The 16,069-nt window shown below is 64.1% G+C and carries 6 protein-coding genes; all 6 read left to right on the top strand.

Annotated features, from left to right (window positions below):
* The first annotated feature begins 334 nt into the window (after positions 1-334).
* The 6 genes from LLH00_06450 to LLH00_06425 all read left to right on the top strand — a co-directional run bounded on the left by LLH00_06450 (position 335) and on the right by LLH00_06425 (position 15,495).
* Positions 335-1,897 (top strand): sigma 54-interacting transcriptional regulator, encoded by a 1,563-nt coding sequence (locus tag LLH00_06450; protein MCE5270909.1) that lies wholly within the window; start codon positions 335-337, stop codon positions 1,895-1,897.
* Positions 1,898-2,336: 439 nt separating this feature from the next.
* Complete coding sequence (locus tag LLH00_06445; GenBank protein MCE5270908.1) at positions 2,337-3,356, top strand: ROK family protein; 1,020 nt, start codon at positions 2,337-2,339, stop codon at positions 3,354-3,356.
* 107 nt (positions 3,357-3,463) lie between these two features.
* Positions 3,464-6,556, top strand: coding sequence for a TonB-dependent receptor (locus LLH00_06440; protein MCE5270907.1), 3,093 nt, complete (start codon positions 3,464-3,466; stop codon positions 6,554-6,556).
* A gap of 53 nt (positions 6,557-6,609) precedes the next feature.
* Positions 6,610-9,741, top strand: coding sequence for a hypothetical protein (locus LLH00_06435; protein MCE5270906.1), 3,132 nt, complete (start codon positions 6,610-6,612; stop codon positions 9,739-9,741).
* 61 nt (positions 9,742-9,802) lie between these two features.
* A complete protein-coding gene (locus LLH00_06430; GenBank protein MCE5270905.1) occupies positions 9,803-10,960 on the top strand; it encodes a PorV/PorQ family protein in 1,158 nt (385 codons plus the stop codon).
* Between the two features lie 266 nt (positions 10,961-11,226).
* Positions 11,227-15,495 (top strand): T9SS type A sorting domain-containing protein, encoded by a 4,269-nt coding sequence (locus LLH00_06425; protein ID MCE5270904.1) that lies wholly within the window; start codon positions 11,227-11,229, stop codon positions 15,493-15,495.
* The last annotated feature ends 574 nt before the right edge of the window (positions 15,496-16,069 follow it).

Below are 16,069 nucleotides of genomic sequence, written 5' to 3'. Positions count from 1 at the left end.
GGCGCTGCCGCGAATCGCCGCCGAACCGTGCGGCAATTACAGCCCCGGCCGTTTCTCGCTCAATTAAACGCTACCCTGGCGGGAGGCTCAGACAGGTGCGGCCCCCAAAGGCAACAGCGGCGGCCTGTCAGCCGCACGGGGTTTGGCTTTGACCCGGGATCGAGTCATTCCGATACGAACACTGTGTTCGCCCATAACATTCTATAGCAAAAATCTAACCGGACATTGCTGGCCGGGAACGGAAGAAACACTGGATAAAAATCAATTTGAAGGATATAAATAGAAAGCACCGTCGGTAAAACTTCTCTCCAGACAGCTGAGCCGGGAGGGCAGGATGTTCATGATCGACAAGAAATCACCCAAAGAGGTGGAGTACCTGCGATTTTTCAACGAGCAACTCAACCTCTTCCGTGAGATCACCAATTTCAATTTCTCGTTCGTCCCGGCGGACAAGCGCTACGAGATGCTCAAATCCTCGCACGCCAGGCCGGAGAGCGAGTTCTGCAAATGCGTCCAGTCCGACCCCGAGGGGATGAAACGCTGCTGCGATGAAAAACGGCTGTCCGGCATCCTGATCCAGACCCACAAGCCGATGGTCGAGACCTGCCATGCCGGGCTGATCGACGTGTTCATCCCTGTTTTCGTGGAAGAAGAGCTGATCGGCTATTTCTGCTTCGGAAAGTTCCTGTTCAATCCGCCCTCCGAGGAGCATTTCCAGACCGTCCTCGACAACATACGCGACCTGAATGTCGACACCGGGCGCCTGCGCCGTGAGTATTTCGCCACCCGGGTGTTGAACAAGGAATACATCGACCTCCTGACCCAGATATTCACGCCCCTGGCCAACCGCATCATCCACATGGAGTTGGATATCATGGAGGAGAAAAAGCGGGTCGAGAAGCTTACCGACCTTCTGCTCGACCGCAACGCCAGCACCGAGATCATCGGACGCAGCCAGCAGATGGGGAGCATTTTCGATTACCTGGGCAAGATCAAGAACAGCGACGGCTGCGTGCTGATCTACGGCGAGAGCGGCACCGGCAAGGAACTGCTGGCCAAGTACATCCACCGCAACAGCCAGCGCACGAACAAGCCGTTCCTCACCGTGAACTGCGCATCCCTGTCGGAGCATATCCTGGAGTCCGAGCTGTTCGGGCATGTCAAGGGGGCGTTCTCCGGCGCGGTCTGCGACCGGATGGGGATCCTGGAGACCGTGGACGGTGGGACGCTGTGCCTGGACGAGATCGGCGAGACCACCCTCTCCTTCCAGAAAAAGCTGCTGCGCGCCATCGAGGAAAAAGAGATAAAGCCCGTGGGCAGCAACCGGATAAAGAAAATCGACGTGCGCTTCATCGCCTCGACCAACAAGAATCTCGAAAAGCTGGTGGAACAGAACAAGTTCCGCGAGGACCTGTTCTACCGGCTCAAGGTGTTCGGCGTATTCATCCCGCCGCTCAGGGAGCGCAGCGAGGATGTCCCGGTGCTGCTCGACCATTTCCTGCGCTTGCAGTCCGAAAAGTACGGCCCCAAGGAGATGTCCCTGACCCGACGGGCCATGGAGACCCTGATGCACTACGAGTGGCCGGGCAATGTGCGCGAGCTGCGCAACCTGGCCGAGAACCTCTATTTCCTGGCGGATGGGGCGGTGACCCTTTCGATGATCGCCGGGCTGCTCAAGATTCCGCCCGAGGTCGACCCGGCCGGGAGCGAGGAACATGGCAACGATTTCGACGCCGCCCTGCAGGAGTTCGAGAAAAAATACCTCCTGCACGAGCTGGAACGTTTCGACTGGAACGTCTCCGAGACCGCCAAGAGCCTGGGACGCACGCGGGAATGGCTCTCGCGCAAGATCGGCAGCCTCAGGCTGCGTGAGAAGTATTTCACTACCCCACTGTGATTTTTCAGTCACAGTGTGACCGCTCGATCATAGCAACGGTTTAGCCAATATTTGTCTGATACGGGCATAACCCCGCCTCCATTCCAACCCAAGCCGGCGTATCCGGTTTAAAGCGCCCTGTTCAGGCTGTCGCGCCGACCCGGGCCTGTCTTGTTCACTCTCCCAGGCAGACAAACGCTCCTTTCGCCCGTCAAACAATCCCCGCGTTGAGACAAGCCGCTCTGTGACAAATAAATCACGGCGGTAAACAGTTTTATATCTTGCGGCTTGCCCGTCCAGCGTCGCATCGAATTTTTTCGCAACCACTTACACATTCGCCGACCCGCAATTTCCCTCAAGGCACGGCCCTTGCCCTTCCTCCGGCTGCACTCTCTGAAATATCAAAGGGGCCTGCGCCGGCCCGTCAATTTCCCCTCTCCGCCCGGTTTCGAGACGCTTTATGCACCCGGAGGCGATCCACCCGAACGATCTGTTTATCGGTCTGGACCTCACCCAGGGGATCCAGGCCGGGCTGTTCGACAGCGGCGGGCGAGCCCAGGGGCCGCTGTACCGCAGCGGGTTCCGGCCCTCCGACCGGGACAGCCTCCATGAGCGCGTTCTGAGCATCGCCCTGGAGATGATCGGGCGCTGTCCGGCCGGGAAAGGCAAGCTGCGGGGGGTCGGAATCTGCGGCCCGGAGACCTGGGACCCGGAGCCGGAGGACCTCACCGGGCGTTGCCCAGCCCCGCAGTTGCCCGAGCTGGCGCTGCGGCTGCAGAAAAGCCTGGACCTGCCCGCATTTTTCGAGAGCACGGCCGGGGCGCTGGCCCTGGGAGCGGCCCACACCCGCCTGGGGCACAAGCTGAGCCGCCTGATCTGCATCTGGTACGGCAGCCCGCTGGGAGCGGCGGTGGTGCTGGACGGCGAGCTGATCACCGGCGCACGCCGGGCCTGCGCCGACCTGGAGCACACCGTGATCCTGCTGAACGGCGCCGAGCGGAACGAACCGCAGTACCGGACCCTGGGTGAGCTGATCGGGCCGCGCTCCATTTTCCAGCAGGCGTTCAGCGCGATCCGCCAGGGGCCGACTATCCTGCGCTCCGTGCTGCTCAAGGCCGGGGGCGAGGCCCTCGACCCGGAAAGCGTGATCCTGGCGGCCGCCCGCAACGACAGGGCGGCGGTGGCGATCGTGGGTGAGATCAACCGTTACCTGGCCGTGGCCCTGGCCAACCTGATCCATTTGTTCGCCCCGGGGGCCGTGTTCTGGGGCGGCTTTTCCGACCGCCGCCGTGGGGCCTATTTCATCGAGAATTTCGAGCACGCCCTGGCCCCGCTGTTAACCTCCCCGGGCACGGTCCGTCAGGTCCAGGCCGAATCGGGCGTGCGCAGCCGGACCCGGGCCGCGGCCAACCTGGCCCGAGTCCGGCTGGCCTGCGGACGGAACCACTCACAGCCGGACAGCCAGTCCGGTAGACAATGACCACCCTGAAACAAGGCAGGCGCCCTCTGACCCACACCCTGTCCGACAGCAACGCACGTTCCGCCCTCGTGACGGCTCTGTGTCAACCCCAGTAAGAGGTAAGGCTCATGCGAAAAAAAGCAGTCTTCCGGCTCCTGGTTCTCGGCCTCCTGGCCCTCACGGGCGCCCTGCAGGGTCAGATCAACACCGGCAAGATCGAGGGGACGGTCCGTGACCGGGACACCGGCTCGCCCCTGGTCGGCGTGCAGGTGACTGTCGCGGGCACGCGCCTGGGCAACATCAGCAACAAGGACGGCTACTATTTCATCCTGAACGTCCCGGCCGGAATCCAATCCATCACCGCCTCTTTCACCGGCTACCAGAGCGCCACGGTCGAGGGCCAGCGCATCCAGGCCGGCCAGACCACCACGCTCAATTTCCAGCTCTCCCAGGCCGTGATCGAGATGGAGGGCCTGGTGGTGGAGGGCGAGTCCGAAATTCTGGTGGCGCGCGACAACACCCAGACCAAGCGCCGTTTCACCTCCGAGGTCACCGCCAACATCGCGGCCAACGACCTGGACAACGTGATCGCCCTGCAACCGGGGGTGGAGCGCACGGAGCAGGGTTTCCAGATCCGCGGCGGACGGGTGGGCGAGGAGGTGATGTTCGTCGACGGTGTGATGGTCAAGGATTTCACCGCCTCCCCCATGTCGCCCAACACCGGTGAATCTTTCATCCAGGAGAACGCCGGCTACACTCCCAACACCCGCGACAACAACCCGCTCGATATCGGCACCAACGCGGTCGAGGAAGTGCAGGTGCTCACCGGCGGGTTCAACGCCGAGTACGGCAACGCCCAGTCCGGCGTGATCAACATCGTGACCCAGGAGGGCCAGCCCCAGTACAAGGGCCGGGTGCGGTTCCGCACGGACGGTCAGCAGCCGCGGACCTCCGACTACGGGTTCAACGAGACCCAGCTCAGTTTCGGCGGGCCGATCCAGCCAGTGGAGCAGGCCTATTTCTTCCTCTCCACCGAGATGCAGGGACGGGCCGATTTCACCCCCGCGCCCGGCTCCGCGGTCGGCGGGTTCCGCGGGTTTGACCAGTCTTTCGCCGACCGGATCAACGACGTGCTGCGCAACGAGCCGCTGATCACGCGCCAGTTCTCGCTCGACGATTTCCGGGCCGCCCGGGCCAAGGTGTTCTCCGACCCCGGGGCGCAGCTCTACTACAACCCCAACCCGGCCCGCCTTCCCGGCAACGAGGGCGACCGCTGGCTGATCTCGGGCAAGCTGACCTGGTCGCCAATGAAAGGCCTCAAGCTGCTGGCCTCCGACCATTTCTCGCGCCTTCAGCGGCGCTACTACACTCACGAGGACATTTTCCTGACCGAGGACCACAAGGCCACCCGCACCCGCTCGCAGTCGATGACCGGAGGCGCCGACTGGGTGATCCACCAGAGCGCCGAGCGAAGCATCAACCTCCAGGTGCGGGCCAACTATTTCCGCGACAACACGATAAGCTACAGCTCGCTCAAGGATTTCGACTCGCGCGGCACAGTGGGCGGATTCAGCTTCAAGGACTACGTGTTCACCGTGGAGGACCTGAAAAACATCATCGGCGAGGACGGCCAGCCGCTGCAGGACGTGATCACGGGGAACGAGAAATATCTGCCCTACGGCATGAGCAACAGCCGCAACAACGCCCAGTTCTACGAGAACGTCTACCAGGACATCAACGACAACCCCTTCGGCGTCTCGGACAAGGAAGGCCCCCTGATGCACGGCCAGATCATAAGCTACGCGCCGCTCAGGGAGGTCAGCCGCAACATCAAGGCCGACCTGGACGTGCAGGTCGACCGTCACAACCGGGCCAAGCTGGGGGTGGACGCCCACTACCTGCACGTGTTCCGCAACATCCTGACCGCCTCCTCCAGCTCGCTGGACAACATGAACAACGTGCTGCCCAAGGTGATCAGCGCCTACGGCCAGAACCGCATCGACCTGGGCGACTTTGTCTGCGATGTCGGCCTGCGCTGGGACTGGTTTGATCCGGTCCAGGTGCGCACCAGCATCGGCGGGGCGGTGATCTCGGAGAAAGTCGACTCGCGGGATGTGCTCAGCCCGCGCCTGGGCATCGGTTTCCCGGTCACCGACCGCTCGCAGATACGGTTCAGCTACGGCCAGTTCAATCAGCCACCCCCGTTCGACGTGTTCTACTCGGGTGAGAACCGCGGCGGCCTGACTTTCTCGCGCACCACCGCGTTCGAGTCCGGGTTCTCCCTGCTCCTGGGTGAGGACTACCTGCTCGATTTCGTGGGTTTCAACCGGGATGTGGACGGCAACGTGTCGATGCGCGAGATGGTGGAACCCGAGACCGGCACCCGGCGCTACTACCTGACCAACCTGGACAACGGCAACGTCAAGGGCTTCGACCTCACCCTGAGCCAGCGTTTCAACCGCTACTACTCGCAGAACCTGAGCTACACGCTCTCGTTCTCGCGCGCCACGGGCAGCGAGATACGCTCCGGCACGGCCTACAACGGGGTCGACCCGGTGACCGGCGAGTACCTCTCGGTGCCCAGCGCCCTGCGGCCGGTGAGCGGCGACCGCACCCACAGCCTGAGCTACATCCTCAACCTGCGCCTGCCGGCGGATTTCGCCCCCGGGACTGTCTGGGGCAGCGTGCTGCGTAACGCCAGCTCGTTCGTCACTTTCTCGCTCAAGAGCGGCCAGGCCTACACCCGGATCAACCCGGAGAGCTTCGGCTACATGGAGACGGTCAACGCCAGCCGCCTGCCCAGCGAGTTCAACATCGACCTGCGTTTCAGCCGCCAGTTCGACCTGGGCGGCAAGCGCAGCGTGGTCGTCTTCGGCGAGGTCTTCAACCTGCTGAACCACACGCTTTCCTGGCCGATGTACACCCGTTTCGATGACCGTCAGCACGAGGCCCTGGCCGTGACCAACGTGCTGGAGGACGCCGAGAACCGCGCCGTGGCCCCGCAGAACGACCCGGACTACGACTACAACGAGTACGGGGGCGCCTGGCTCAATCCCGGCAAATACGACCTTCTGCGCGACCTGAACCAGGACGGCCGTCTGGACTGGCAGGAGCGCGTGATCACGAACCTGGTCTACCTGTCCGGCTACTACGACTGGGCCGACCCCCGTCACTGGGGCACACCCCGTCAGGTGCGCGTGGGGGCGGAATTTAATTTCTGAGGAACGACAACCGGCTCCCGCGCCGCGGGGGCTGTCAATGCAGGGGGATGCCGATGAAAAATGTCTTACGGATAAGGCCCGCAGCGGCCTGCATCCTGGTCCTCGCCCTGGCGCTGTGTGCCGCGGGCGTGCGCGCCGAGCAGATCACGCGCATGACCGGCAACAAGGTGGGGATGTGGATTTTCGGCGGGCCGGACATGCCGATGATCAACCAGATATTCTACCCCAAAGGCTCGGGCAACTCCTACACCTACCAGGGGCCGCGTGGCGGCATGAGCGGCATGGCCGTGGCCGCCCTGGCCGACCTGGATGGCAACGGTACGCTCGAGGACACGATCAAGTCCTACGCCAAGAGCTGGGAAATTCTCTCCGGCTGCGCCCAGCCTTGGAACGAGGCCAACCTGGACGCCGCGTTCAAGGCCAACATCTCAAGCAAGGTTTACACCGGCTGGGACCACGCCCTGAGCAGCCTGTCCAAGGCCGACCTCGAAATCTGGCCCCCGGACTTCCGGGACAGGAACGGCGATCCGCTTCTCTACGGCTCCGAGACCGTGGTGGTCTATACCAACGACGTGCTGAACGACCATCCCGGCTGGCCCAACAGCGGCGCCGTGTTCGGCGAGCACCCGCTGGGCGTGGCCTGCTCCAACCTGTTCTTCGCTTTCAGCCTCGGCCTGACCGAGGACATCATTTTCCAGCGCACCAAGATTTACAACGCCACGCCCTTTTTCAAGTACAACCTGATCCAGGAATACAACCGCATCCCGGCCTACACGTTCCACAACCTGGCGGCCGGCATGTTCATGTTCTACGAGACCGGGGCGGTGGATGACGAGCGCATCGGGGTGGTCAACAGCCAGCGCCTGGTGTTCGAGTTCGACTCCGACTGCCGCGAGGTCCCCTGGGAGGGCATCCCCGGCTGTATCGGGTTCTGTTTCCTGCAGAACCTTACCGACTACAAGACCGGCGTGGAGCTGCCCGTGCTCAACCTCACCGGCACCGACCGCTCCGGGATCGGCTCCTACGGCCAGGGGGATGTGGACGCCTACCTCTGGTACACCCATCAGCGCGAGGTCAAGGGCGGCCTGAGCAGCGCCCCGCCGTTCCAGAGCGGCAACACCGAGCTGCAGCTCGACCTCCAGATCGGTTTCGGCTACTGCCTGGGCACCTCCGGGGTGATCGAGGATTTCGCCCCCTGGGACTCGGCCTATTTCGAGGTGGCCCACCTGGCCACCGAGGGCCGGGTGGTGCCCAGCAGCCCGGACCAGATACCGATGCAGAACCTCACGCCCATGCTGGCCCTGGCCGATGCGGCCCACGCCCTCAAGGCCATCGACTACATCCAGCCCTCGCCGCCCGCCTCGCCCGAGTTCGAGTTGATCCCTGGCAACGGCGAGGTGACGATCACCTGGAACGACATGTCGGTCTTCTCCAAGGACCCGTTCTACGAGGCCGCCAGCGACCCGCACAGCCCCTCCTACTCGCCGGGTTTCATCGAGAAGGATTTCCAGGGCTTCCGTCTCTACCGCTCTTTCCGCGGCCCGGCCTACATGGAGCTGCTGGCCGAGTGGGACCTGGCGGACGGGATCACCACCGAGAACAACGGCATCACCAACCACACCGTGACCGTGGTGGACAAGGACGGCAAGAGCGTGACCGGCGAGACCACCGCGATCCAGGACACGGTCAAGCTGGGCACGGACACAGGCTTGGAGTTTTTCTACCGTGACACCGACCGCCGTCTGGTCAACGGGTTCAAAGTCTGGTACGCGGTGACCGCCTACGACTACAACCCGGCCCAGGGCGTGATGAGCCTGGAGTCGACCACCCAGACCGCCCGGGCCGCCATTCCGCGCAGCGACGCCTCGGGCTGGCGCGCCGCCGGCGAGTCCACTTTCCAGCTCTACCCGGACGGTGTCACCCGCCTGGAGGAGGGCGGCGGCACGGTCCACTATGCCGACAGCCTGATGACAGACCCGCCGCTGCCGGCCAACCCGTTCGGCCTCAAGCAGATGGATGTGGTCAACGCCGAGTTGGTCAAGCCGGGCAGGCTGGATTTCGTGGTGGATTCCATTTTCGACGGGGTGGGAGTGATCGCGGTGGCCCCGGTCACCTACTACTGCCACTGGGAGCGTGACGGGCAAATGCTCGACACGATCTCCGTGGTGATCGGCTCGCGCAAGGCCAACCCGCCCGCCACCACCCAGGAGGCGGTCCTGCCGGTCTACCGCGAGCTGGCCGGGGACGGCACCCTGGTGCTGGAGGCCAGTGTCTCGCTGGTCCATCCCGGGGTGGACACCGATTACCAGGCCCAGCTTGTCGACCTGGGCGGCTACAACGGGGCCTCCGAGGTGCAGGTCAATTTCAACAAGACCACCAGCCAGGGCCAGAGCGTGCGCTGGGCCGTGCCCTCCTGCATGCGCCTGGCCGATATCGAGCTGCGCTGGGAGGATGCCGGCGGCGGAAGGCTGACCCTGGCCGTGGAGGACAAGACCAACCGGGTCAACCTGCCGTTCAGCCCTTACCTGGAGGGAAGCTGGGGCTTCGTGCCGCGTGACGGCTGGGACACGGTGCGCAAGGAGCGCTGCGCCACGCGCTCGTCCCGCACGACTCTGCTCCAGAGCGAGTTCGACCCCCTGGGCCGCACCGACCTGGATATCTACGTCAGCGGCAACGTCATCTCCCTGATCGGCATCAACACGCCGCCCGCGGTGGGCCAGGTCTGGCTGCTGCGCTGCAACAAGATCGGCCTCAACGAGACCGGCCGGGGTGAAGCCGCCCAGCCCAAGGTGCGGCCCGCGATCCCCGGCAGCCATCTGCGCTTCGAGATCGCCGCGGCCTCCAACCAGCCGGAAAACACGGATTTCAACCGGATCAAGGTGGTGCCCAACCCCTATCTGGTGAGCGGGGCCTGGGACCTGGGCATCGAGGACAAGCGCATCGAGTTCATCAACCTGCCCTCGGACTGCACGATCCGGATCTACACCCTGGCCGGCGACCTGGTGCAGGTGCTGCGCCACCAGGGGGCCAACCCGCTGGGCCACCAGTATGACACCCACGGCGGCACCGAGGCCTGGAACCTGAAGAACCGTTTCGGCTCGCTGATCGCCAGCGGCCAGTATTTCTACCATGTGACCGACGCCCGGGGCAAGCAGACCACCGGCCGATTCTTTGTCATCGAGTGACCGCCGCCGCGGCGAAGCACCGATTACAGGGGACAATCCAACTGGCTTGAAGGAGAACCCGATGAGAAAACTGGCAACCCGGCTGCTGGTCTGCCTCGCCCTGGCCGTCCCGGCCGCCGCCCCGCTGATGGCTCAGGGCGTGGGCGCGGCGGAGGACCACGGCCTGAACGAGGTGCCGATAACCGGCCGGATAAAGAACTACTCCAACGTGGGCCTGAGCAGCGGCAATTTCCTCTCCATCCCGGTGGGCTCGCGCGGAGTGGCCCTGGGCGATGCCTACATCGCCGGGGCGGATGATATCACCGCGATCTGGTGGAACCCGGCCGGCCTGGGGTTCATGCAGCGGCCCGAGATGTTCGCCACCGTGGTGGACTACACCCTGGACCTCCAGTACTACTACACGGCCGGGGCGATACCGGTGCTGGACGGCCGCGCGGTGGTGGGCGGTTTCATGGGCTTCCTCAACAGCCCGCCCCTGGAGGTGACCACTGTGACCCACCCGCAGGGCACCGGCGAGCTGTTCGACAGCTACAACATGCAGATCGGCGGCAGCCTGGCCTACAACTTCTCCGACCGCTTCTCGGCCGGGATGAACGTCAAGTGGGTGCACGAGGATGTCTGGAACATCACCGCCAACGCCGTGGCTTTCGACCTGGGGGCCAACTACCACACCGAGTTCCTGGACCGCAGCATCCGTTTCGGCTTCGTGATCCAGAACCTCGGTTCGAACCTTACCTACTCGGGCAGCCGCCTGGACATGGAATACGCCCCGGAGACCGATGAGGGCCTGGCCCCCAACCCGGGCGAGACCTCCACCCGCTCGCCGCGCGACATGCGCAGCGGGCGCAAGAGCGCCAACACGTTCGGCCTGCCCTCAGTGCTCAAGGGCTCGATCTGCTACACCGCGCTGGCCAGCGACAACTACAGCCTGAACCTGGAGGGCGGGTTCGCCCAGCCCTCCTCGATCCCGGTCTACTACAGCCTGGGCGGCGAGTTCCTCTACCAGTGGCAGGGGAAATATGTGCTGGCGGCCCGCACCGGCTGGCGGATCATGGGCGACGAGCTGGACCTGGAGGGCGCCGACCGCCTGCGCGGCCTGAGCTTCGGCTTCGGGTTCAGCCGCACGATCAGCCGGATGAAGATCGGTTTCGACTACGCCTATCGTGACAAGGGACGGCTCTCGGCCGACAGCTTTTTCAGCCTCTCGCTGGGCTTCTGAGCCGGAGGACATCCGTCTGCGACAGGCCGCCGTTTGAAAGACAGACCCGAATCGACTGACTGCAAGCGGAATACAGGCAAGGCACAGAGCACGATTCACACACCGACTTGTTCTTGTGACCCTCAACCCTTTTGCAGGGGGTGGACAGCCGAGCTTGGTCTTTCTTCCCTTTTCGCGGGACGCGACCCCTGGCGCGGCGGCAGACAGCCGTCGGCCCCGGGACGTCGCCCCTCCTTAAACCACCGCCGGACAAGCGGAGGCAGGTCATGCGAAAAACGTTAGTCAATCCATTGCTGGTCGCTGTGCTGTTCCTGGCGCTGAACTCGCGGTTGTGGGCCGCGGCCGCCGATTCGCTGGTGTTCTCGGACAATTTCGAGAACGGCGTATTGACAGGCTGGACCCCGCTGCACGCCGACAAGTGGGAAGTCACCGATGACATGGGCGACAAGTCCCTGGCCATTGTCCCCAACAGCTTCGAGTTCGGGCCGGGCAACTCGCTGGGCGAGTATATCCTGCTGGACGGGGTGACCCTGAACTACAACTACCGGATCACCGCCTGGATCCGCCACGCCCGCGATATCGTGGCCGAGCCCACCGACTACTGGGACTTCGCGGTCATTTTCAACTACATCGACCCGGACCACTACTACTACACCGGGATCAACAAGACCGGCGACCCGTTCGACACGGACGGCATTTTCGAGTACAACCTGAAGAACCCGCGCACCGACCTCAACCCCTCGGCCGGCGCGGTCTACCGCTACTACCCCCCCTATCTGGAAAACTCCACCGGCCAGGACGTGGTGCAGGAGGAGTACCAGCAGGTGGTGGTCGAGCGCCGAGGCCAGCAGATACTGGTCTACCTGGATGGGATGGAAATCTACAACGCGGTCATACCCGACCTGCCCTGGGGCGGCAAGCTCGGTTTCGGCTCCCAGAACGACAAGATCATGGTCGATGACGTGAAGGTGGAGAAAATCCAGGTCGAGACCGATGTGGTCCCGCCCGCTGCGGTGACTGACCTGGCCGCTGTGGCCTCCACCAGCGACTATCACCTCGCCACTCTGCGCTGGACCGCGGTGGGCGATGACGGCAACACCGGCAAGGCGCAGGCCTACGATGTCCGCTACAGCACCGCGCCCATCACCGCCGGCAATTTCTCCCAGGCGCGCAAGGTCTCCAGCGCGCCCAGCCCCCTGGAGGCCGGGCAGAGCATGAGCCTGGAACTGAGCGGCCTCAAGGGAGGAGTGACCTACTACGCCGCGGTGATCGCCAGCGACGAGACCCCCAACAACTCGGCCCTCTCCAACGTGGCATCGTTCACCACGATTGAGAAAGTCTACAAGACCCCGCCGCTGACAGCGGTCAACCGCACGATCACGGTGGACGGCGACCTGAGCGACTGGGACCTGTCCGACCCCAACCGGGTCGAGATCAGCGCCGCCTCGATCACCGGCGGCAAGCTCGTGCTGGGCTCCTCAACCGACTCAACCACCGGGGATGCCGATTTCAAGGGCAATGTCTACTATGCCTGGGACCTGAACGGCATCTACGTGGCCCTGGACATGCACGACGACTACTACGCCGTGGGCCAGAGCCCGCGTTCGGCCTACGAGAGCGACGGGATCGAGCTGTACCTGGACTATGACGGGGACTACGAGGACAGCGACAGCGCGTTCATCCATTTCGCGCTGGATGCCAAGCAGGGCGGCCAGCTCTACCGCGGCGGCCCCAGCAGCGACCCCAACGCCTCCGGCGGTCGGGGAAGCTGGTTCTCCGACCTCTCCACCGCCGGGATCACCTGGGCCGGAACGGCCGGGACCGAAACCGCACCCAACTGGAAGATCGAGCTGTTCATCCCCTGGGGCGCCAACGGACGCGGGATCACCTGGGACCGCCGCAACCTGCTCGGGATCAATTTCAAGGTCACCGACCGGGACGCTGGTGATGCCACCACGGCCTACGAGTGGTCGACCCGGGTCAACAACAGCGACCTGGAAAAGCTTCAGCTCTCCGGCGAGGTGCCGCCCCTGGCCCTGGTGCAGGTGGACGGGGTCAAGGACGCCAAGTGGGCCGAGCTGGACGGCCTGGACATAAAGACCGCTTTCGACAACAGCCCCAAGATCAGCGGCACGGTGAAGCTGGGGTGGGACGCGCAGGGCATGTACTACCTGTTCGACGTGACCGACACGGACCTTCTGGCCGACTCCACCCACAAGAGCCCCTGGAGCGCCGAGCGGGTCGAGGTGCAGCCCTTTGTCAACCCGGACAGCAACCTCTACTACTACCAGAATTTCGGGGCGGACGGAGTGGGCTACCTTTCCGAGGCCAAGCAGCCCCTGGGCTGGAAACCCACCCGCACCCTGAGCGAGCAGGGCGAGCTGGGTATCCGCTGGGCGGCCAAGATCGCGGACAACAAGAGCGGCTACGTGATCGAAATCTCACAGTCCTGGGCCGGAGCGACCAGCTACCAGAAAGAGCACCAGGCCGGCGACACGGTGCGCGTGGCCCTGGCGATCTTCGACATGCACGCGGACGGCGAGACGCAGAGCGGCTGGGGCAACCGTGGCGACAACCCCAAGCAGCACTACGCCTACGTGATCCTCAAAGCCGGCGGCGGAGTGAGCTACCTGGGCGGCGGGACCAGCCTGCTGGGCATCGACGGCGCGGCGGATGACTGGGCCGGCTATCCCGGCCTGGACATCAAGACCAGCTTCGACGGCACCCCGCAGATCAGCGGCACGGTCAAGTTGGCCTGGGACTCCGCCGGGCTGTACTACCTGTTCGACGTGAAAGACCCCGACCTGGTGGCCGACTCGACCCACAAGAGCCCCTGGGGCACCGAGCGCGTCGAGTACTCGCCTTTCGGCCTGCCCGACAGCGGCTACACCTACTACCACAACCTGGGCGCGGACGGCGGTTCGCTGTTCTCGGCCGCCCTGGGCGGCTGGCGGCCCATTTTCACCAACATGGGTGACGGCATTTTCCAGATCGAGCGCAAGGCGGTGCTGGCCGAGGACCGCTCGGGCTACACGATCGAGGTGTTCGAGCCCTGGACCGGCCCGGTGAGCTACAGGAAAGCCTATGCCCTGGGTGACACGGTGCGCCTGGGCCTGGCGATTTTCGACCAGCGCACCAACGGCGACCAGACCCAACACCTCTGGGGCAACCGCGGCGACACACCGCAGCAGCACCTGGCTTTTATCGTCCTGGGCGCCAACGGCAAAGTCTCCTACCTGGGTGGCGGCACGAGCCTCCAGGCGGTGGATGCCGACACCGCCGGCTGGGGTGATTTCCCGGGCCTGGACATCCGGACCAGCTTCGACAACTCGCCCCAGATCAGCGGCACGGTGAAAGTGGCCTGGGACGAACTGGGGCTCTACTACCTGTTCGACGTGAACGACTCCACGCTGGATATCGACGCCAGCCCCTGGAGCGCCGACCACGTGGAACTCAACCCATTCGCCAAGCCCAACGACTCGGTGGACAGCCTCTGGTACCACTACCAGAATTTCGGGGCGGATGGTGGCGGGTTGATCTCGGCCGCTCTGGGACCCAAGGGCTGGAAGCCCACCTACACTTTCACCGGCCCGCGTCCCCCGGCCCTGTTCCGTATCGAGCGGGCGGTCAAGGTCAAGGAGGGCAACACCGGCTACGTGATCGAGCTGTTCGAGCCCTGGGACAGCCCGGTGAGCTACGGCCACGCCTACACCAAGGGTGAGACCGTGCGCGTGGCTTTCGCCATCGACGACCAGCAGGGCAGCACGGACGCCATGCACATGTGGGGCAACCGCGGCGACGCCCCGCAGCAGAAAAAGGCCTTTGTCAGCCTGGAATCCGGCGGCAAAGTAAGCTACATCGGTGGCGGCGCTGTCACGGGCGGCCAGAGCTGCGACTTGAACGGCGACCAGGCGCTGACCGTGAACGACGTGATTTTCATGTTGCTGCTGTCGCGCAGCCTGCCCGGCGACCCGCGCCTGGACTGGAACGGTGACGGGAAGTACAGCATTTCGGACGCCGTGATCCTGCTGCGCAACATCATCAACGGCACCTGCCCGGTGTCCGGGCTGATGCTGGCCTCGGCTTCCTCCTCCAGCGACCTGAAGCAGACCGCGACCCGGATCGAGGGCCTCAGCGCCGAGGAGGCCTCCTACATCGAGAAGGTCATGGCCGAGATGCAGCTCACCCCGGACGAGGAAGCGGCGTTCCGCCTGGCCCTGTACGGGGCCGGCGCCCCGGCCAGCCTGCCCAAGGCTTTCGCCCTCAAGCAGAACGTGCCCAACCCGTTCAATCCCTCCACCGTGATCAGCTACGACATACCGGAGGGCAAGAACGTGCGGGTGGAGCTGCGGGTGTTCAACCTGCGCGGCCAGCTCGTGCGTAATCTGGTGTCCGAGCAGCGCGACCCCGGCACCTACTCGGTGTTCTGGGACGGGCGAGATGACTCCGGGCGCGGCGTGGGCTCGGGGGTCTATTTCTACCGCATCCAGGCCGGCGATTTCCACATGACCCGGAAGATGATCCTGATGAAGTAAGGCGCCTGGCAGCGGTAAATGGCGGGAGGGGACAGCCGTCCCCTCCCGCCCCGAGTAAACCACGGCTTATACGAATGCCTGGTCCACTGTCCGAAATTTTAACGGATGGGAAGGCATCGACCTGTAGGGGCACGGCATGCCGTGCCCTTATGGAAATGACACGGGAAAGATAAACGGATTGGCCGAAACGCAATAAAAACTCTCTTCCCGATTTGATAAAACTTTCGCACCGGACAGCAATGTCCGGTTAGGTTTATGCATAGAATGTTATGGGCGAACACAGTGTTCGTATCGGAATGACTCGATCCTGGGTTAAAGCCAAGCCCCGTGCGGCTGACAGGCCGCCGCTGTTGCCTTTGGGGGCCGCACTTGTCTGAGCCTCCCGCCAGGGCAGCGTGTAATCGAACGTGAAACGGCCGGGGCTGAAATTGACGCACAGCGCGGCGGCGATTCGCGGCAGCGCCGCCGCTGCAACGCGCGAGCGGCATCAACACTCCGTAAACACTTAAGATCGAAGCGGAGGCGTGGTCTGGACGAGTTTGCGGCCCCCGCTGGCTTTGCTGCTTTGGCCGAA

This window comes from bacterium, from assembly GCA_021372515.1.
Taxonomy (GTDB): Bacteria; Gemmatimonadota; Glassbacteria; order GWA2-58-10; family GWA2-58-10; genus JAJFUG01.
The sequence above is the reverse complement of the archived record's forward strand: the minus strand, read 5'-3'. Positions and strand labels throughout refer to the sequence as shown.

Excerpts from the sequence above, each read along its gene's own strand:
- LLH00_06430 (MCE5270905.1), top strand. The coding sequence starts at position 9,803 with ATGAGAAAACTGGCAACCCGGCTGCTGGTCTGCCTCGCCCTGGCCGTC.
- LLH00_06435 (MCE5270906.1), top strand. The coding sequence starts at position 6,610 with ATGAAAAATGTCTTACGGATAAGGCCCGCAGCGGCCTGCATCCTGGTC.
- LLH00_06450 (MCE5270909.1), top strand. The coding sequence starts at position 335 with ATGTTCATGATCGACAAGAAATCACCCAAAGAGGTGGAGTACCTGCGA.
- LLH00_06440 (MCE5270907.1), top strand. The coding sequence starts at position 3,464 with ATGCGAAAAAAAGCAGTCTTCCGGCTCCTGGTTCTCGGCCTCCTGGCC.
- LLH00_06445 (MCE5270908.1), top strand. The coding sequence starts at position 2,337 with ATGCACCCGGAGGCGATCCACCCGAACGATCTGTTTATCGGTCTGGAC.
- LLH00_06425 (MCE5270904.1), top strand. The coding sequence starts at position 11,227 with ATGCGAAAAACGTTAGTCAATCCATTGCTGGTCGCTGTGCTGTTCCTG.